General features: G+C 70.5%; 19 protein-coding genes. 7 read left to right on the top strand and 12 right to left on the bottom strand.

Going from position 1 to position 17,602, the window contains the following annotated elements; genetic code table 11:
* The first annotated feature begins 41 nt into the window (after positions 1-41).
* Together ABZ906_RS33270 and ABZ906_RS33275 are read left to right on the top strand one after the other, a co-directional pair.
* Positions 42-413 carry a helix-turn-helix domain-containing protein gene (locus ABZ906_RS33270; protein ID WP_361184071.1) on the top strand — a complete coding sequence of 124 codons (372 nt, stop codon included), beginning with the start codon at positions 42-44 and terminating at the stop codon, positions 411-413.
* Positions 414-469: 56 nt separating this feature from the next.
* Positions 470-961 (top strand): amino acid transporter, encoded by a 492-nt coding sequence (locus tag ABZ906_RS33275; RefSeq protein ID WP_361389525.1) that lies wholly within the window; start codon positions 470-472, stop codon positions 959-961.
* A gap of 9 nt (positions 962-970) precedes the next feature.
* On the opposite strand, the gene ABZ906_RS33280 is transcribed toward ABZ906_RS33275, so the two are convergent.
* From ABZ906_RS33280 to ABZ906_RS33310, 7 genes are all read right to left on the bottom strand, one after another.
* Entirely contained in the window at positions 971-1,351 is a 381-nt protein-coding gene (locus ABZ906_RS33280; RefSeq protein ID WP_361389364.1) for a hypothetical protein, read from the bottom strand.
* Positions 1,352-1,367: 16 nt separating this feature from the next.
* Positions 1,368-1,805, bottom strand: a complete 438-nt coding sequence (locus ABZ906_RS33285) for a hypothetical protein (protein WP_361184077.1) — start codon at positions 1,803-1,805, stop codon at positions 1,368-1,370.
* Between the two features lie 178 nt (positions 1,806-1,983).
* Positions 1,984-3,198, bottom strand: a complete 1,215-nt coding sequence (locus ABZ906_RS33290; protein ID WP_361389366.1) for a sialidase family protein — start codon at positions 3,196-3,198, stop codon at positions 1,984-1,986.
* A gap of 48 nt (positions 3,199-3,246) precedes the next feature.
* Positions 3,247-4,767: an alpha-N-arabinofuranosidase gene (locus ABZ906_RS33295; protein ID WP_361389369.1), complete on the bottom strand. Its 1,521-nt coding sequence runs from the start codon at positions 4,765-4,767 to the stop codon at positions 3,247-3,249.
* A 61-nt stretch (positions 4,768-4,828) separates the two neighbouring features.
* The gene (locus ABZ906_RS33300) at positions 4,829-5,716 is read right to left on the bottom strand and encodes a carbohydrate ABC transporter permease (protein WP_361389372.1); all 888 of its coding nucleotides are present in this window, start codon (positions 5,714-5,716) and stop codon (positions 4,829-4,831) included.
* A gap of 2 nt (positions 5,717-5,718) precedes the next feature.
* Complete coding sequence (locus tag ABZ906_RS33305) at positions 5,719-6,627, bottom strand: sugar ABC transporter permease (protein WP_361184087.1); 909 nt, start codon at positions 6,625-6,627, stop codon at positions 5,719-5,721.
* A 134-nt stretch (positions 6,628-6,761) separates the two neighbouring features.
* Positions 6,762-8,129: an extracellular solute-binding protein gene (locus ABZ906_RS33310; protein ID WP_361184090.1), complete on the bottom strand. Its 1,368-nt coding sequence runs from the start codon at positions 8,127-8,129 to the stop codon at positions 6,762-6,764.
* A gap of 295 nt (positions 8,130-8,424) precedes the next feature.
* Here ABZ906_RS33310 and ABZ906_RS33315 point away from each other — a divergent pair, with 295 nt between their 5' ends.
* The 3 genes from ABZ906_RS33315 (at position 8,425) to ABZ906_RS33325 (ending at position 10,650) form a co-directional block, all read left to right on the top strand.
* Positions 8,425-9,441: a LacI family DNA-binding transcriptional regulator gene (locus ABZ906_RS33315; protein ID WP_361389375.1), complete on the top strand. Its 1,017-nt coding sequence runs from the start codon at positions 8,425-8,427 to the stop codon at positions 9,439-9,441.
* 32 nt (positions 9,442-9,473) lie between these two features.
* The gene (locus ABZ906_RS33320) at positions 9,474-9,779 is read left to right on the top strand and encodes a hypothetical protein (RefSeq protein WP_361389378.1); all 306 of its coding nucleotides are present in this window, start codon (positions 9,474-9,476) and stop codon (positions 9,777-9,779) included.
* Between the two features lie 91 nt (positions 9,780-9,870).
* Entirely contained in the window at positions 9,871-10,650 is a 780-nt protein-coding gene (locus ABZ906_RS33325; protein ID WP_361389381.1) for an NAD(P)H-dependent oxidoreductase, read from the top strand.
* Between the two features lie 9 nt (positions 10,651-10,659).
* Here the strand turns inward: ABZ906_RS33325 and ABZ906_RS33330 are convergent, their stop codons facing one another.
* The 4 genes from ABZ906_RS33330 to ABZ906_RS33345 all read right to left on the bottom strand — a co-directional run bounded on the left by ABZ906_RS33330 (position 10,660) and on the right by ABZ906_RS33345 (position 14,855).
* On the bottom strand, positions 10,660-12,555 hold the full coding sequence (locus ABZ906_RS33330) for a PE-PGRS family protein (RefSeq protein WP_361389384.1): 1,896 nt from the start codon (positions 12,553-12,555) through the stop codon (positions 10,660-10,662).
* A 76-nt stretch (positions 12,556-12,631) separates the two neighbouring features.
* Entirely contained in the window at positions 12,632-13,114 is a 483-nt protein-coding gene (locus tag ABZ906_RS33335; protein ID WP_361389387.1) for a hypothetical protein, read from the bottom strand.
* Between the two features lie 22 nt (positions 13,115-13,136).
* Entirely contained in the window at positions 13,137-13,856 is a 720-nt protein-coding gene (locus tag ABZ906_RS33340; protein WP_361184106.1) for an ABC transporter permease, read from the bottom strand.
* Positions 13,857-13,970: 114 nt separating this feature from the next.
* Complete coding sequence (locus ABZ906_RS33345) at positions 13,971-14,855, bottom strand: ABC transporter ATP-binding protein (RefSeq protein ID WP_361389390.1); 885 nt, start codon at positions 14,853-14,855, stop codon at positions 13,971-13,973.
* Between the two features lie 276 nt (positions 14,856-15,131).
* Between ABZ906_RS33345 and ABZ906_RS33350 the strand changes: the two genes are divergently transcribed.
* Complete coding sequence (locus ABZ906_RS33350; protein WP_361389393.1) at positions 15,132-16,286, top strand: histidine kinase; 1,155 nt, start codon at positions 15,132-15,134, stop codon at positions 16,284-16,286.
* Positions 16,283-16,885, top strand: coding sequence for a response regulator transcription factor (locus tag ABZ906_RS33355; protein WP_361389396.1), 603 nt, complete (start codon positions 16,283-16,285; stop codon positions 16,883-16,885). Before ABZ906_RS33350 ends, ABZ906_RS33355 begins: the two co-directional genes overlap by 4 nt.
* A 24-nt stretch (positions 16,886-16,909) precedes the next feature.
* On the opposite strand, the gene ABZ906_RS33360 is transcribed toward ABZ906_RS33355, so the two are convergent.
* Positions 16,910-17,581 carry an ankyrin repeat domain-containing protein gene (locus ABZ906_RS33360; RefSeq protein ID WP_361389399.1) on the bottom strand — a complete coding sequence of 224 codons (672 nt, stop codon included), beginning with the start codon at positions 17,579-17,581 and terminating at the stop codon, positions 16,910-16,912.
* Positions 17,582-17,602 lie beyond the last annotated feature (21 nt).

Raw genomic sequence — 17,602 nt, forward strand, 5'->3', positions numbered from 1 at the left:
CTTACTTTTCGTAAGAACATACCTGGAGGTAAGCTCCCGACATGAAGGAAGGCGCGCAGCTGACACAGGCCGGGGCAGGTCTTCGGTATGAGGTGTTTCACACCGACTGCCCCGCGCGGGACATGGTCGACCACGTCACCAGCAGGTGGGGAATCTGGGTCCTCATCTCCTTGCGAAGCAACGACCTTCGGTTCTACGAGCTGCGCGAGAGCATCCACGGCATCAGCGAGAAGATGCTCGCGCAGACCCTGCGGGCACTCGTCAAGGACGGTCTGGTCTGGCGGGAGGTGGAGCCGACGACGCCACCTCAAGTCACGTACGGGCTGACCGAGTTCGGCCGGGACCTCGGTGAGCCGCTGACGGACCTGTTCGACCGGATCACCCGGCGACTGCCCCCGCGCGGCCAGGAGTAGCGCGGCCACCCGTCACCGGCCCGTCGGCGCCTCAGTTCCTTAACATGGGCCGGATGATGACAGCCGATGACGTGGTGTTCGTACTGGACCTGCTGCGGCGGGCGAAAGCGGATGTCTGGGTCGGCGGCGGGTGGGGAATCGACGCCCTGATCGGCGAGCGGACCCGCGACCACCGCGATCTGGACCTGATGCACCGCGAGGACCAGGAGAGCGCCGTACTGGCCGCACTGTCCGCGCAGGGCTTCACGGAGAGCCTTGACCGGCGGCCCGTCCGCTTCGTCATGACGGCTCAGGACGGGCGCGAGATCGATCTGCACCCCCTGGTCTTCTCCGGCGACGGATCGGCGGTGCAGGCCTCCCCCGATCCGCAGCGCCCTTTCGTCTATCCCGCCGCGTGCTTCGTGACCGGCACCGTCCGGGGGACGTCCGTCCCGTGCCTGTCCGCCGAGCAGCAGGTCTACTTCCACCAGGGATACGAACCCTCGGAGCGCGACCGGCACGACATGGCGCAACTGCGTCGCGTCTTCGGGATCGCCACACACTTCTGACGGGCCGGTTCAGTGACTGCGACCGGCGTCCGCGCAGGCGCGGCAGACCGGCTCACCGCCGATCGTCGCCGCGCCGTCGGAGGCGGCTTCGCAGATGCCGGGCGCCTCGGGGTGGTTGGCCCGGCAGTGGCAGGTGCAGGTGTCGGTGACCCCTTCGAGGCCGGGGTCGCGCTGGGGGGCCAGGCCCATGCGGATGTCGTGGCAGTCGCGGCACAGCGGGACCTGCCGGGGGCCGGCATCGGACGCGTCGAAGGCCGCGGTGAGGCCTGGTTCGGCGTAACCGCGGCACGGTCCGGGGAACTCGGGATGGGTCTCGCACAGGCAGCCACAGGAACCCGGAGCGCCGTCGCCGGGGAGCGCGACGGTTCGTGCGGGTGCGGGCTTCGTCATACGCCCATTGTGTGGATCAGTCCGACGCGGCGCCAGAGGCCCCGGAGGCCAGCGAGGCGCCGGTCGCGCCGATCCGGCACCCCACCGCAGCGGCGGTGATGACCTTCTCGTACTGGTCGTCGTCGAGCAGGACGGTGAGGCCGCACGCGATGCCCCAGGCGACCTGGGCGGCGCCCTCGCCGAGCGCGAGTCCCTGCTTGTGGAGCTCTCGCCCGAGGTAGTGACTGTGGAGCTCCCCCTGGCCCTGGCCGTCTTCGCGGCGCCGGACGGCTTCGATCGCGCAGTCCGTGAACGTCTCGTAGTGGGCGTCACCGATCAGCCGGCGCAGTTGCTCGAGCTGGGCGTGGGCGGCACGGAGGTGCAGCGGCCACGTCCGGGATGTACCGAACTGCGCTTCCATGGCCTGCGTCAGGTCGATCCGCCGGAACATCACGTCGAGAGGGTCGTAGGTCATGATCTCTCGGTAGCGGGTGTTGACGCCCGGTCAACGAAGGCTCGCGGCGGGCTCCCCCGTGTAGCTGAACACCGATCCCGAAACATCACCCGTTCGCCGGGGGTACCCCCGCGCGTGGCGAGCGGGTGCCCCGCGCGTGGCGATGAGGTCATCGCGCACACGCGGGGCACCCGCTCGCTCAGCTCCCGCTCACTCGGGCGCCGGGCACCGAACCGGTGGCGAAGTACGGCTTGCAGACCGATCCCGACCAGTCCGTGGCGATCTCCAGGAGCCGGTTGCCGTCGGTCGACGGCAGCAGGGCCGAGCTGTAGTTGGGGCAGTAGTCGACGGTCGTCGACTCGACGGCGACCGGTGCGGGGATCTCCCGCCACTTGCCCGCGCCGCCCGCGCTGTTGACCCAGACGGTGCGTCCGCTTCCGGCCGCCTTGCTGCCGTCACGGTTGTACATGACCTGCCCGACGAGGAAGAGCCGGCCCTTCGGGTTGCCCGCCTCGGGCGCCCACGCCAGGTTCGGCGCGTGCTTGAAGTACTTGCCGTCGGCGGTCTCCGGGCGGATGCCCAGGGAGGTGACGGCGCCCCAGTTCCAGCCGTCGGACGAGGTGCGGTAGTGCACGACGCACTGGAACTGGCCCGCCGCCGCGCAGATCTCGAACGACATGAAGTAGGTCCCGTCGCCCATCTTGCGCACCACCGCCATGCCGGGCCGGTCCGAGGCGAGGGTGCTGGCGACGGTGTCGTGGTGGCCGGTCCAGTTCACTCCGTTCGCGGTTCGGGCGGCGACCAACTTCTGGCTGTGCACCCCGTCGGTCTCGTCGGAGTAGTGCGCGACGAGCTGGCCCGAGGCGTCGACGGAGAACTCCGGCTCCCACAGCCCCTTGGTGTTCGGCGCCGTGGCGATGGTGGACAGATAGCTCCAGCTGCGGCCCACGTCATTGCTCTTGAAGACCCGCAGCGCCATGCGCCGGTCGGCCTCGTCCTGCCCGACCGAAGCGGCCCACAGCAGTGTGCCCGCGGGCAGGTTGCCGATGCGCTGCGGGAGTTCGTACAGCGTCGAGCAGCACAGCCCCTGCCCGCCCGCCGCCTCGGGGTCGCGCACCGTGCCGACCTGGCGGAACGACGCTCCCCCGTCCGTGCTCTCGTGGATGGCGCCGAGTCCGTTGTTCCCGTCGAAGGTGACCACGGAGGCCAGGATCCGGCCGTTCGCGTCGCCGCTGTGGGCGAGTCGGACGGCACGCGGGTAGAGCCCGGTGCCGTCGCGCAGCAGGGTGCCGGTCGCGGCGTCCGCCGACGAGCCCGACTGCGAGACGAACAGTGCCGCCAGGAAGGCGAGCAGCACCGGGAACAGGACGGTGGGACGGAGGAGACGTGGTCGTGCGGGGTCGTGCGCTGACATGGGCCTCTCCTGACTCTGCGGGTGGGTGGGGAACTTCGCGCTTGGCTCCTAGGCGCCCTGAGGCGCGAGGCGGATGACGTTCCAGGAGACCGGCGGCAGCTCTGCCGCGAGGGCGCCTTCGGCGGTGATGTGCGTGCCGGACGCCTGGCGCGGCACGACACGGTCGGGCTGCGCCTCGGTGTTGACCGCGTCGTGGTCGTCGTCGGCGAGGACCAGGTGCTCCACGACGCGGTATCCGGCGACGTCCCCGCGCAGCGCGGCCTCGATGTGGAGCGGCTGCTCCTGGTCGCGGTTGACGGCCAGGACGGTGAGTCCGCCGGTCTCCTCGTCGTGCGTGACGACGGTGTCGAGGGCGGACACGTCGCCGTACTGCGGCGTTTCGATGCGGGGGCCGGTGACGTCGGTGCGCAGGACGCGGCCGGCCGCGAAGCGGGCCGCCTGGGCGAAGGGGTGGAAGATGGTCTGGCGCCAGCTGGCGCCGCCGGGCTCGGTGCGGATCGGCGCGATGACGTTGACCAGCTGGGCGAGGCAGGCGATGGCCACCCGGTCGGCGTTGCGCAGCAGGGTGATGAGCAGCGAGCCGACCACGGCGGCGTCGGTGACGCTGTAGGTGTCCTCGATGAGGCGGGGCGTCTCGGCGGTCTCCAGGTTGCGCTCGCCGACGAAGCGGGCGGCGTACCAGACGTTCCACTCGTCGAAGGAGAGCTTGATGTGCTTCTTGGAGCCGCGCACCGCACGGACGTGGTCGGCGGTCGACACGACGTCGCGGATGTACTGGTCCATGTGCGCGCCCGAGGCGAGGAAGCTGGCGCGGTCGCCGTCGAACTCCTCGTAGTAGGCGTGCAGGGAGAGGTAGTCCACCTCGTCGTAGGTCTGCTCCAGGACCTCGCGCTCCCAGGTGCCGAAAGTGGGCATCCGCGAGTTGGAGCTGCCGCACGCGACGAGTTCGATGGAGGGGTCGACCTGGCGCATCGCCTTTCCGGCCTCGGCGGCGAGCCGTCCGTACTCGGTGGCCGACTTGTGGCCCGTCTGCCAGGGCCCGTCCATCTCGTTGCCCAGGCACCACAGCTTCACGCCGTGCGGGTCGCTCACGCCGTGCTTGATGCGCAGGTCCGACCAGGCGGTGCCGCCCGGGTGGTTGCAGTACTCGACCAGGGCGCGGGCGGCGTCGATGCCGCGCGTGCCGAGGTTGACGGCCATCATCGGGTCGAGGCCCAGCTGCTTGGCCCAGCCGAGGAATTCGTTGGTGCCGACGTGGTTGGTCTCGATGGAGCGCCAGGCCAGGTCGAGGCGGCGGGGGCGCTCGGAGACCGGGCCGACGCCGTCCTCCCAGTGGTAGCCGGAGACGAAGTTGCCGCCGGGGTAGCGCACCAGGCCGGTGCCCAGTTCGCGTACGAGGTCGGCGACGTCGCCGCGGAATCCGGCGGCGTCGGCGGTGGGGTGCTCCGGGTCGTGGATGCCGGTGTAGACGCAGCGTCCCATGTGCTCGACGAAGGTTCCGTACAGGCGCGGGTCGACGTCGCCGACGCTGAACTCGGGGTCGATGACGAACCGTGCGGTGTGCGGCATGTTCTGGTGCCTCTCTCTGTGGTGCGGTTTGCGGGTCGGGCAAGGAGGGTCAGGGGGCGGGTTACTTCAGGCCGGTGCCGGCGATGCCCTCGACGATGCGGCGCTGGAACAGCGCGAAGACGGCGAGCAGCGGGATCGCGCCGAGCACGGCGGACGCCATGAGCTGGGCGTAGGGCACGCCGAACACGTCCTGGACGGAGGTGAGTCCGACGGGCAGCGTCATCATCTCGGGGTCGGTGACCACGAGCAGGGGCCACAGGAAGTTGTTCCAGACGCCGACGAACACGAAGATCGTGACGGCGGAGACGGCAGGGCGGGAGATGGGCATCACGATCTGCCAGTAGATGCGCAGCCAGCCCGCGCCGTCCGCGCGCGCCGCGTCGATCAGTTCGCGCGGGATGCCGTCGAAGAACTGCTTGAAGACGAACACGGCGACGACGTTGGGGACTTGGGGCAGGACCACGCCCCAGTAGGTGTTCAGCAGGCCCGCCGACTGGAGGGCGAGGAACTGCGGGATCATCAGGACCTGGCCGGGGATCATGATCCCGGCGAGCAGCATCACGAACGCGGCGCGGCGCAGCCGGAAGCGGGTCTGCGAGAGGGCGAACGCGGCGAGCGAGGCCATGATCACCGTGAGGACGGTGGTGAGGATCGAGGTGATGAAGCTGTTGGCGTACCAGTAGGGCAGCTTGCCCGCGTCGAAGATCTCCCCGTACGCGGACAGGGTCGGGTGCGCGGTGAACCATCCCGTCGGGTTGGTGACGACCTCCTGGGCGGGCCGTACCGAAGTGGCGAGCGCCCAGGCCAGCGGCACCAGCCACAGCACGGCGAGGGCGATCAGCGTGCCGAGGGCCACCCGGTTGAAGAGGCGTTCGGAGTCGCGGCGGCGGGCCGGCGGTTCGGTGGTGCCGCGGGGTTCGGTCTCGGGGCGCGTGGCGATCGCGGTCATGGTCAGTTCTCCTTCTCGGCACGGCGTACGAGGGCGAACCAGACGAGGGAGACGAACAGGATCACCACGAACAGGAGCAGCGACACGGTCGAGGCGTAGCCCACGCGGCCCTCGACGAACCCGGTGTCGTAGATGAGCTGGAGCGAGGGACGGGTGCTGCCGTCGGGACCGCCGTTGGTCATCATGTAGATCTGGTCGAAGACCTTCAGCGAGGCGATGACCTGCAACACCGTCACGAGCGTCGTCGTACGGCCCAGCATCGGCACGACCACGTGGCGGATGCGCTGCCAGGGCCCGGCCCCGTCGATGGCGGCGGCCTCGTGCACCTCGCGGGGCACGTCCTGCAGACCGGCCAGGTAGAGCACGAAGTTGAAGCCGACCGTCCACCACACCGTGGCCGCCGCGATGGAGAGCATCGCCCAGTCCGGGTCGCCGAGCCACGAGGGCGGGGTGTCGACGCCGAACCACTTCACCGCCTCCTGGGCCAGGCCCAGCTGGTCGGCGTAGATGAACATGAAGAGCAGCGAGACGACCGCGGACGGCAGCACGAACGGCGCGAAGAACGCGAAGCGGAAGAACCAGCGGCCGCGCACGAACCGGTCGGCGAGCAGGGCGAGGACCAGGCTGAGCACGACCAGGGGCACGGTCGTCAGGACCGTGAACCACAGCGTGTTGCCCAGGGTGCGCCAGAACTCCTCGTCGCCGAGCACCGCCTTGTAGTTGGACAGGCCCGCGAATTCACCGAGGCCGCTCTTGAGCAGGCTCGTCTCGAAGAACCCGGCGATCACGGTGTAGATCAGCGGCCCCACCAGGAACACCAGGTAGAAGAGGGCGAAGGGCAGCAGCATCCCCGGTCCTGCCCAGCGGTCGCCTCTGCTGGACGTCGGGGAGGGAGCGGTCGTCGTGGCCACGGTTCGGCCTTTCGGTCAAGGCGTACGGGATCCAGGGGCGGGTACAGCGGGAGGGAGGTTGGGCGGAAGTCGTCAGCGGGCCGTGCTCGTACGGGAGCGGCGGGCCCTGCTCGTACGGGCACGGCGGGCCCCGCTCATACGGGTGCGGGTCGCGAGGCCAGGGTCTGCAGCTCGCGGCGCAGCCGGGCGGCGCCCGCGGTGGGGCTGGTGTCTCCGGTGAACACGGTGGTCACCACGTCGCCCACCACGGTCTGCATGGTGCCTCCCGCGCCGCCGTACCAGGCGGCCGGGTCGTAGACCGCGCCGTCGGCGGCCGTGGCGTAGTGCGACTGCGGCTGAAGTTCCTTGTACGCGCGCGAACGCTGTGTCGGCAGCCAGGCCGGGACATGGCCGCCCTCCGCCCACAACTTGCTGGAGTGCAGCATCGACGCGGCGAATCCCAGGGAGAGGTCGAGGCGCTGGGCCTCGGCATTCGGGGCCTTCGGCAGCACCAGGGCGTGCGAGTCGGCGGCGCAGGCGTAGGGCGCGTCCTTGAAGATGCGCGGCAAGGGCCGCATGTCGAACTTCACCTTCGCCGACTGGACCGCGAGTGCCTGCCAGACGCCGTCCATCAGGAATCCGGCCTTGCCGGTGGTCAGCAGGGTGATGGCGCCCTTGCCGTCGGTGTTGGCGGGGATCACCTTCTCCTGGCTGAGTCGGCGGATGTAGGCGAGCGCCTCGGCCGCGGCGGCCTCGTCGATGACCACCTTCTTGCCCTGGTCGGCGACGAGGTCCCCGCCGCCGATCTGCCGGTAGAGCGACCAGAAGATACGGAACTGCATCGAGGCGTCCTTCACCGAGGCGATCGAACCGCCCCAGGCGCCGGTGACTTCCTTGGCCGCGCGCAGCGCGTCGATGAACGCGTCGGGTCCGTCGACGTCCGTCAACTGGCCCTTGCCGTCGAGCAGTCCGGCCTTCTCGGCGATGTCCGTGCGGAAGTAGAGGACGAAGGGGTGCGTGTCCAGCGGTACGGCGTGCGGCTTGCCGTTGAACTGGGACTTGCGCCAGGGCCGCGCGTCGAACTTGTCCTCGGTCAGGCCGTGCCGGGCCAGGTCCTCGGGGTGCAGTTCGCTGAGCAGGCCGGCTTCGGCGAGCGTGGGCAGCTTCGACAGGTGGATCACCGCGGCCTGCGGCGGCCGGTCGCCCAGCGTGGCCAGGGTGAGCTTCGTGTAATACGGGTTGCCCCACAGGAACGTGGCCGACTTCAGGTCAACCGAGCGGTGCGAGGCGCGGTAGGCGTCCTGCATCGCCAGCATCCGCTCGCCGTCGCCGCCGGTGAAGGGGTTCCAGAAGTTCAGCCGCTTCGGCGAGGGCGCGCCGCCGGTGAAGCCCTGCGCCAGGGTGCTGCCGCAGCCCGTGGCGGTGAGCGCGGCGGCGCCTGTCGCACCGAGTGCGAGCCCGCCGCGCAGCACACGGCGGCGGGACGGGGCGGGCGGCGACGGGGTCGGTATGCGGTCCCGCATGGGCATGCGTCCTTCCACGGCTGACAAGCTTCCTCGGCTGACAAGGCGAACAGAACGAACAAAGCGAATAAAGCAAACAGGGCTGCACGGAGTACAACGTTGGAATACGCAGCGGAGACAACCTCGGCTCGTGGCCGCTCGCTGTGTTTACAACGTTGTACTCAGCTGGCAATACGGCGTCAACACCTAGGCATGCATTACCTGTTCACGTACCTTCCGCAAGCGGCCCCCGACCCTGCCGGTTACAACGTTGGACCATGCCGTACGCTGCTGCTGTCTGAGGAGGGAGAAACACGTGGCAGGCACCCGCCTGAAGGACGTCGCGGAGCGCGCCGGAGTATCGATCAAGACGGTGTCGAACGTCGTCCGCGGCGAGGCCAGAGTCGCCGACCGGACACGTGAGCGCGTCCTGCGCGCCATCGCCGACCTCGGCTACCAGCCCAACGCGTCGGCACGCCACCTGCGCACCGGACGCAGCGGCATCATCGCGCTGGCCGTCCCCGAACTCGTCGCGCCGTACTTCGCCGAACTGGCCGCGCAGGTGATCGCCGCCGCCAAGAAGCGCGGCTGCACCGTGCTCATCGAGGACACCGGGGGCAGCGCGGAGGAGGAACTGCGGATCGCCTGCGGTCTGAGCGACCCGCTCATCGACGGCGTCCTGCTCAGCCCCCTTCGGCTCGACGAGCAGGCCCTCGCCGCCCGCGAGGGCCGCGTACCGCTCGTGCTCCTGGGCGAGCAGTCGTACGAGATCCCCGCCGACCACGTCCTGATCGACAACTCGGCGGCGGCCCGCGAGGCCACCGACCACCTGCTCTCCCTCGGCCGCCGCCGCGTCGCCGTCATCGGACAGCCGTCGGGCCCCGCGCACGCCACGACCGTCCAGCGCATGCACGGCTATCTGACCGCGCTGCACGCGGCGGGCGTCCCGCACGACCCCCAACTGGCCCCGGACACACGGGCCTTCACCCGCGCCGAGGGCGCCGCCGCGATGCGCGCGCTCCTGGCCCTCGACGACCCGCCGGACGCCGTCTTCTGCTTCAACGACCTGCTGGCCTCCGGCGCGCTGCGGGTGGCGCACGAGCGGGGCCTGCGGGTCCCCGGCGACCTGGCCGTGGTCGGCTTCGACGACGTGGAGGAGTCCCGCTACAGCGTACCGAGCCTGACCACCGTCGCCCCCGACAAGCGGGGCATCGCGGAACTGGCCGTGGACGCGCTGCTGCGCAGGATCGACGCCGGCGCGATGGCACCGCACAGCAGACTGACCGCGGGCTACGACCTCGTGGTCCGGGAGAGCACGCGCACGACCGACTGACCCGGCCCTTCGACCTCACGGAAGCGGCGACGATGCCCCTCGTCCTGGCCCACACGATCCGCACCTGCCATGCCATGCCCTCGCAGTGGGACGCCTGGACCACCGAGGGCCAGTACCTCTACCTCCGCTACCGCCACGGCGTCGGCAGCGTCGAGACCTACCCGGACCCCGACCCCGCCACGTGGGACGAGGGCGCACTGATCACGGAATGGGACGACGCCACGGGACGCGGGAAGATCACCCTCGCCGATTTCCTCGCGGCCGCGGGCCTGCGGCTGGCTCCGGACGCCGTCGTGGTCGGCGAACCCGCGGGGAGGGCTGCCGCCGACGGAGGCTGACACCTCACGCCGGTCGCAGTGGCCAGATCCTTGCACCCTATGGCCATCTGGCCACTCGTCCGCTCTTGGGCCGCGGCGGAGGATCGACGGCATGAAGATTCTCTGGATATTCGCCCACCCCGAATCGCGGTCCCTCAACGGCTCCCTGCGTGACGAAGGGATACGGGAACTGCGCGACCTCGGGCACGAGGTCCGCGAGTCCGATCTCTACGCCATGGACTGGAAACCCGTGGTGGACTCCGGCGACTTCCACCGCGAGAACGCCGACCGGCTCCTGGTCGGTGCCGAGCAGGAACACGCTTACAGCGCGGGCAAGTTGACGGACGACATCAGCGCCGAACAGGAGAAGATCGCCTGGGCCGACACGCTGGTGTTCCAGTTCCCGCTGTGGTGGTTCGGGCCGCCCGCCATCCTCAAGGGATGGTTCGACCGGGTGCTCGTGCAGGGCTTCGCCTTCGGGCTCCAGGACCACGCGGGACGCACCCTGCGCTACGGCGACGGCGGCCTGGCCGGCAAGCGCGCCATGGTCATCACCAGCGTCGGCGCGCGGGAGTCGGGCTTCGGTCCGCGCGGCATCCACGGGCAGCTGGACGAGGTGCTGTTCCCGTTGCTGCACGGCACCTTCTGGTACACGGGGATGGACGCGCTCCCGCCGTACGTCGTCTACGGCGCCGACCGCCTCGACGACGCCGGCTACCACGCTCGCGCGGCCGAACTCCGCGAGCGCCTTCGCACACTCCCCCTCACCGAGCCGCTCCGCTACCGCCACGAACACCGCGGCGACTACGACGACGCGCTCGTCCTGCACCCGGAGATCGAGCCCGAACTCACGGGCGTAGCAGCACACCGGTCACGGCCGACGGGGCACTGACGGCGCCCCTCAGCTCTGGACCAGCCGAAGCATCCGCCGCATGACACCGACGGGCAACTCCGGATGCCGGGCCGCGTCCTGCGCGGTGTCGGCCTCCCCCAGCAGCCGGACCAGCACCCGCGCGGGCAGCCCCGGATGCCCGGCGGCGGCACCGCGTATATACGCGTGCGGATCGTCGAGCAGCCGTATCGCCGACGCGCTCGTCAGCCGCGGGTCGGTGACGGCCCGGTGGCGCACTTCCTCGCTGGGGTCCCGGCTGAACCGCTCCACCAGGCCGGGGTCCGATTCCGGGTCGTCCAGGGCCAGTCGGCGCATGCGGGGGTTGGCGTGGTCGGCGTAGCGCAGGAGATCGCTGCGGGGGAAGTTCGGGTGGCCGCGGGGGCGGTCGGGGACGGTCAGGCTGCCGGTCCACCACTGCCACACCCTCAGGAGCATGTCGGCGGGGGCGTCGTCGCAGGATTCGGCGAGGAAGAGCTGTACGACACGGTCCTCGTCCCCGGCGAGGCGTTCCACGACGTCCGGTGGGAGGTGCCGGGCGCGCGCGACGCTTCGGCGCACGAGGGGGTGGGCGGATGCGGCCAGGCGCCGCATGGCGGCGGGGTCGTGGTGCAGCGCCACGACCCAGCCGAGCGCGTGGGCGTGCACGCCCTGGTCGAAGGCAACGGGGATGGCCGCCCGCTGCTCTTCGGTGAGGTCGGGGCGCAGGGCCACCCGCGCACGGACTTCCTCGTCGGAGTCCTGCGCGAGGAGGAGGACCACGTCCGGGTCGAGGCGGGTATTGCTCGCGAGAGACCGCCGCCGGCCCGGTTCGCCGTGGCGGGCCAGGTGTTCGGCGAGGTCGCGCTCCAGCCGGCAGGTCTCCACCGCGCGGTCCGTGAGCTGCTCGGCGTCGAAGACCGACCGGGGCAGCGGGTGGTCACGGTGGTGGCGCAGCAGCGCCGTGGTGCGGACCTTGCCGTCAGGGTCGTCGAGCAGGGCCTGCCGCTCGGGGCTGTCCAGGTGGGGCCACGCGGCGTCGCAGACCGTGGCGCGTACCGCGGGTTCGGGATCGGCGGCCAGGGCGGCCAGTATCGGTGCGGGCAGTCCGGGAAGGCGCGCCGCCTCTTCGCGGATCTGGGCGGATGTCTCGGCGGCGAGCTGGTGGTAGGCGGGTTCGCTCAGCTCGGCACGTCGGTCCGCCGCGATCAGGGTGAGGACCCACCGGCGCCGGGTGTCCGGCTCGCCCATGATCAGACGGCTCCAGTGATCGGCCGTGAGATACGGGTGGACGTCGGCCAGCAGTGACCGCACCTTCCAGTCGGGATGCACCATAGCCGCCTCTATGACGGCGTCCGGCACCCGTTGCCACAGCAGATGGTGGGAGAGGCCCAGCAGACCGGCCCGTACGTCGTCGGGGGCGGCCCGGTTGAGCGCCAGGCCATGCGCCCACGCGTCACGCACCCCCTCCGAAGGCCCCGCCCCCTGGAACAGCGAGGCCCAGGCGGCCTCCCGCTCCTGCGGGGTCTCCACTGCCTGCGCCTCGGCAACCGCTTCTTGCCGCTCCCGTACCCCGTCCGTCGAGAGCGTGACGAACTCCCTCGACAGCCCGGCCGGACTCCAGGACGCGCCGAGGCTCACCCGCGTCCAACGCCGGGGCGTGCAGCCCGTCCAGTCACCGGCCACGTCGATGAGAAACACCCCGTCCCCGCCGAGGACCCCGAGCTCCGCCGCGAGCCGGCACCACGCCGCGTCGACCTCGGTGCCGATCCCTTCTCCGCGTACGACGGCGGCGGGCGGGACGTCACCCGCCCCGGTCCACCGCCACGCGGCCCGAGGCGGCAGTACGTTCTCGCCCCGGTCGTCCCCCACGACGTCCAACCCGGCGCGCCGCAACAGCTCCGCGAGTTCGTCTCTCCCACCCGTCACGGGGACACATCCTGCCGCAACCGTCTCCGCCTGCTCCCCCTGCCGTCCGGCCGCGCCTCCTGATCCTTACGACTCGTCAAGGGCCGGCGTCCAGTGCCGTGAGCAGCGCGCGGGCGCAGGACTTCAGGTGGGACGGGTCCGCCGGGGCCACGTCCTGGAACTCCAGGTACGCCGTGCCGAAGCGGTTGCGGTACAGGGGTTCTCCGTTCGCGGAGCGGCCCACGAGGTCCTGCGCGGGGTCGAAGGCGGCTCCGACGGTGAAGTACAGCTCGTCGCCGTCGTAGCCGACGGTCATCAGCGCTTCCGCGTACCCGTCGTCGAAGAGCGTGAAGTCCGGTTCGCCTGAACCCCGTTCGAGCGTGGCCAGGATTCCCTCGGCCAGGGTGCGCACATCGGCGGGACGCGCGGCGCCCAGCAGGTGCGGGCTCAGTTCGATGACCCAGGTGCCCTGCCCGGGGTGGCGTCGCACGGTGAAGCGGACCGGTTCGCCCCCGAGGCCCCTGAGCCCGGTGAACTCCGCGACGACGACGCTCTCGTCCCGCACCCCTTCAAGATCCACCCCGCCACCCTAGACGAGGGGGTCAGCGGCGGGGCTCCCAGCGGAAGAGGCGGGAGGCCAGTGCGACGGAGACGACGACCCAGCTCAGTGTCGGCAGCAGCAGAGGCAGGGACTCGGCGACGGGGACGCCGCCGTTCCAGGCGTTGAGGACCAGTTCGGTGGCCGAGCCGCCGGGGAGCAGCCGCTTGAGCAGGGTCAGGTCCTCGGTGCCGGTGATGGCCACCCAGTTGGTGACGGCGATGGCGCCGAGGCTCACCGGCAGCGTGGTCACCTGGGCGTGCTCGGGGGAGTTCGTCAGGCCTGCGGTGGCGAGACCCAGGGCGAGCATCATGATCACCGTCGAGATGATCGCCGCCGCCAGGAGGAAGACATTGTCCGGCCGGCCCGCGACCGCCGCGAGCACGGCGAGGATCGCGGCCACCTGGACCAGGCCGAGGACGGTGACGGGCAGCACCAGGCCGGAGATGATCCCGGCGTCGCTTGCGGGGGTGGAGCGCAGCCGCTTGAGGAAGAGGGTCTGCCGGCGCGAGGCCAGCGTGGTCACCGTGGTGGCGTAGAGCCCGAAGGCGGTCACGGTGAACATCACCACCGCCGCGATGTACCCGAGGCTGCGCAGGTCGGCGAAGGCTTCGTGCTTGAAGACGAAGAAGGCGCAGACCGCCACGGGGATGATGAAGCTGTTCAGCAGAACCAGCCGGTTCCGGAAGATCTGGATGAGCTCGGTGAGAGCGATGGAGAGCATCGTGAGGGTCCTCTGAGTGGGGTGGGGAGGTCCGGTCCGCAGGAAGGCCCGGCCCGCAGGAAGAAACCGGTCCGCGGGAAGGGCCGGTTTCCGGGGAGGTCCGGGCGTCGTGCGCTACGTGGTGCCGATCGCGCGGAAGACGTCGTCCAGCCGGGTCGGTCCGGCCTGGAGTTCCCCCAGCTCCACCGCGTTGGCGTGCGCCCAGCCGAGCAGGACGTGGAGATCCTTCTGCAGCCCGAAGGTCTTGACGAGGAACGCCCCGTCCGCCTCGCGCGTGGCCTCGAGCGGCAGCGCCGGAGCGCCGGCCGGCAGGAAGAAGCGGATGGCGGCGGGGAGGGTCCGTGTCAGCTCGGCGACGGTGCCCTGCTGGTGGAAGGCGCCCCTGTGCATGAGCCCGATGCGATCGGCCCGCTGCTGGGCCTCTTCGAGGTAGTGCGTGGTGAGCACGATGGTGGAGCCATCCTCGCGCAGCTTGTCCACGGCGTCCCACAGCGCGTCGCGGGACTGGATGTCCAGGCCGGTGGTGGGCTCGTCCAGGAAGATCAGCTCGGGGCTGCCGTACACGGCGGTGGCGAAGTCCAGACGACGCTTCTCGCCCCCGGAGAGCTGGGAGACCTTGGTGCCGGCCTTGTGCGTGAGGTCGACGATGCTCAGCACGCGGTCGACGCGGTCGGCGCGCCGGGAGAGCTTTCCGATGAGACGGACCGATTCCCTGACCGTCAGGTCCGGGGAGAATCCGCTCTCCTGCAGCATGATGCCCATCCGGTGCCGTACGGCGTGCCGGTCACGGGGGCTGCGCCCGAAGACCCGCACGGTGCCCGAGGTGGCCGCACGGTGCCCTTCGATGATCTCCAGGGTCGAGGTCTTGCCGGCGCCGTTCGTGCCGAGCAGCGCGTAGAGCTCGCCCTTCTTCACCTGGAAGGTCAGGTCTTTCACGGCGTGGAAGTCGCCGTAGCTGATGTTCAGGCGTTCGACGTCGATGACTGGTGTCGGGGTCATACATCGATTTCAGCCGCCGGGACGCGCACCCGGCAGGGGCGTGGTGTCACCACCGCGCCGTGACATTTCTCGGGGTGCGGGCATGACACGGTGTCACTGGTGGCGCCCGGGAGCGGGGCGAATACTGCGGGGAGACTCTGCCGCGCGATCCCGGAGAACACCCATGGACACCAAGGCCCCGCCGAGGGCGCTGACGGCACACGGCGCCATGGGCCTCTACGCTGACGGCATGTGCAGCCTGCTCGCTCCGCAGCCGGAAACCGCCCGGTGAGGCCGGTGCTGCGAGCGGTGCACGAGAGGGCCGAGCACGCCCGTACGACACAGGGGCGGCTGCGCGCCGTCAACCTCACCACGTTCGTCCCGCCGCTCGCCCTCGTGGGGGCGCTCCTGGTGGCGATCGATGCCGAGACCTGGGGGGAAGCCCTCCTCCTGACCCTGGGGGTGCTGACAGGTCTGCTGGTCGTGGAGCGGTGGACAGCGGGTGACACCGCCCGCTTCGTGCTCCCCTGCCTGATCGTCACCGCCGCCGTGTGGATACTCGGAGTGCTGGTGACCGACAGCCGCACGGCGTCCTACGGCATCACGATCGTGGGCCCGTACTTCATCTCTCAGCTGCCGCGCCACCGTGGTGCCGCGGCCCTGGGCCTGTGTGCGTTCATCGCGGCGGTGGGCGCGGCGCGGCTCCTCGAAGCACCGGGCGACGTGCCCGGCGTGCTGGGCCAGTTCGTCCTCCTGCCCACCGGCGTCACCGCCGTGGCGATCCTCCTGATGTTCGCCAACCAGCGTTTCTACAGGGTCATCGAGCAGTCACGGGAACGCGAGGCGGAGCTGGCCGTCTACCGCGAACGCATCCGCTTCGCCAGCGATCTGCACGACATCCAGGGCCACACGCTGCATGTGGTGAAGCTGAAGATCACGCTGGCCGAGAAGCTGCTGCACAGCGACATCGGGCGCGTGGAGGAGGAGCTGCGCGAAGTGCGCGCGCTGGTCGGCGACACCATCACCCAGACCAAGGAGCTCGCCTACGCGCAGCGGCGGCTCAATCTCTCCGCCGAGCTGGAGAACGCGAAGAACCTCTTCGAAGCCGCCGGTATCCGCGTGCGCGTCAACCGCGAGGCGGACCCCGACGAGAAGGTCAACGCGCTGTTCGGGCAGGTGCTGCGCGAGACGACGACCAACATCCTGCGCCACGCGCAGGCCACCCGGGTACGGATCACCCTCTCCGGGTCAGGCATCAGCATCGTCAACGACGGCGCGGGGACGGCGCCCCTTCCCCGGCTCGGCGGCCTTGCCACCCTCAGGGAACGGGTGGGCGACAGCGGAGGCGAACTGACGGTGGAGCAGAGGGACGGGCGCTTCGTCACGGCCGCGGAGTTCCCCTCGCTCCGCTCGACGACGCCGCCCTTCGCGGCGCGGGAGGACCGACGATGACCAGCGTGGTACTCGCCGACGACGAGGCCCTGCTCCGCAAGGCGCTGGCGGCGCTGCTGCCGCTCGAAGGCGACATCACCGTGCTCGCCGAAGCGCACGACGCCACATCGGCCGTCGAGGCCACACTGCGACACCGGCCCGACGTCCTGGTCATCGATTTGGAGATGCCGGGCGTGGACGGGCTTGGCGCCGTCGCGGAGATCCGCCGCACGCAGCCGGACCAGGTGATCCTCATGCTGACCCGCCATGCCCGGCCGGGAGTGCTGCGCAAGGCCCTCAAGCTCGGGGTCCAGGGCTTCGTCAGCAAGTCGGCGGAGCCCGCGCACATCACGTCGGTGATCAACACCCTGCATCAGGGCAAGCGCTGGATCGACCCGGATGTCTCCGCGCTCGCCGTGGTCGACGACTGCCCGCTCACCGACCGGGAGATCGACGTGCTGCGCGTGACCGGTGACGGCTACTCCGTCGCCGAGATCGCCACCCGCCTGCGTCTGGCGCAGGGCACCGTACGCAACTACCTCTCGAACGCCATGCAGAAAACCCAGACACGCACCCGGCACGATGCGGCGCGCTACGCGCGTGAGCACGACTGGCTGTAGCGGCGGGCGCCCGGTCGGCGCCGGTCAGTCCGGCGGCGGCGGTGTCCGGTAGCGTTCGATCTTGGACCAGCCGTCGGGGGTGACGCGGTAGTGGTCCCCGTCGTCGCCGTCCATCCGCGAGCGGGCGTTGACCCGCACGACGTCCTCTTCGAGCCAGTAGGCGAAGCCGCCCATCATGCCGACCACCCGGAAGTAGATCTCCATGGCCGGTCGCTCCGTCAGCGGGGACACCGGCGGCAGCACGTGCTCGACCTCGTCGAAGTAGTTTCCGGTGCTTTCCTGCAGCAGCGCGTGGAAGTGGCGCTCCAGCACGTCCGCCGGGCCGGGGAGCTTCCGTACCGCGACCGGCTCCAGCAGTTCGAGAAGATGGGTGTGCCCCTGTTCGCGCGCGATGTCGACGGGGCGCCGCCCGTCGCGGGCGCGCTGCGTGCGCCAGGCGCCGAACGCGATCAGCCGGGAGGCGACGGCGAAGTCCGCGCCGTGCCAGGCCGCTTGGTGCAGCGGGGCGAAGCCGCTGCGGAACCCTATCCGCGGGAGGTTGACCCGCTCCGGATACGTGTCCAGCTCCTGGAACAGTCCGTCCCAGTTGCCGTCCCTGGCCAGGTCCGACGCCCGGTCCCGCTCCTTGCGGTACCAGTCGTTGTACCGCTCCTGGTCGGTGAGGCCGTCCCACTCCATCCGCTCCGCGTAGATCATCCGAACACGCTAACCGAGGCC

This window comes from Streptomyces sp. NPDC046925 (assembly GCF_040644915.1).
Lineage (GTDB): Bacteria > Actinomycetota > Actinomycetes > Streptomycetales > Streptomycetaceae > Streptomyces.

What these genes read in the sequence shown, in the direction of transcription:
- ABZ906_RS33300 (WP_361389372.1), bottom strand. Translation starts at nt 5,716, where the DNA reads ATGACCGCGATCGCCACGCGCCCCGAGACCGAACCCCGCGGCACCACC.
- ABZ906_RS33290 (WP_361389366.1), bottom strand. Translation starts at nt 3,198, where the DNA reads ATGTCAGCGCACGACCCCGCACGACCACGTCTCCTCCGTCCCACCGTC.
- ABZ906_RS33270 (WP_361184071.1), top strand. Translation starts at nt 42, where the DNA reads ATGAAGGAAGGCGCGCAGCTGACACAGGCCGGGGCAGGTCTTCGGTAT.
- ABZ906_RS33355 (WP_361389396.1), top strand. Translation starts at nt 16,283, where the DNA reads ATGACCAGCGTGGTACTCGCCGACGACGAGGCCCTGCTCCGCAAGGCG.
- ABZ906_RS33340 (WP_361184106.1), bottom strand. Translation starts at nt 13,856, where the DNA reads ATGCTCTCCATCGCTCTCACCGAGCTCATCCAGATCTTCCGGAACCGG.
- ABZ906_RS33295 (WP_361389369.1), bottom strand. Translation starts at nt 4,767, where the DNA reads ATGCCGCACACCGCACGGTTCGTCATCGACCCCGAGTTCAGCGTCGGC.
- ABZ906_RS33275 (WP_361389525.1), top strand. Translation starts at nt 470, where the DNA reads ATGACAGCCGATGACGTGGTGTTCGTACTGGACCTGCTGCGGCGGGCG.
- ABZ906_RS33320 (WP_361389378.1), top strand. Translation starts at nt 9,474, where the DNA reads ATGCCCCTCGTCCTGGCCCACACGATCCGCACCTGCCATGCCATGCCC.
- ABZ906_RS33310 (WP_361184090.1), bottom strand. Translation starts at nt 8,129, where the DNA reads ATGCGGGACCGCATACCGACCCCGTCGCCGCCCGCCCCGTCCCGCCGC.
- ABZ906_RS33285 (WP_361184077.1), bottom strand. Translation starts at nt 1,805, where the DNA reads ATGACCTACGACCCTCTCGACGTGATGTTCCGGCGGATCGACCTGACG.
- ABZ906_RS33345 (WP_361389390.1), bottom strand. Translation starts at nt 14,855, where the DNA reads ATGACCCCGACACCAGTCATCGACGTCGAACGCCTGAACATCAGCTAC.
- ABZ906_RS33325 (WP_361389381.1), top strand. Translation starts at nt 9,871, where the DNA reads ATGAAGATTCTCTGGATATTCGCCCACCCCGAATCGCGGTCCCTCAAC.
- ABZ906_RS33280 (WP_361389364.1), bottom strand. Translation starts at nt 1,351, where the DNA reads ATGACGAAGCCCGCACCCGCACGAACCGTCGCGCTCCCCGGCGACGGC.
- ABZ906_RS33360 (WP_361389399.1), bottom strand. Translation starts at nt 17,581, where the DNA reads ATGATCTACGCGGAGCGGATGGAGTGGGACGGCCTCACCGACCAGGAG.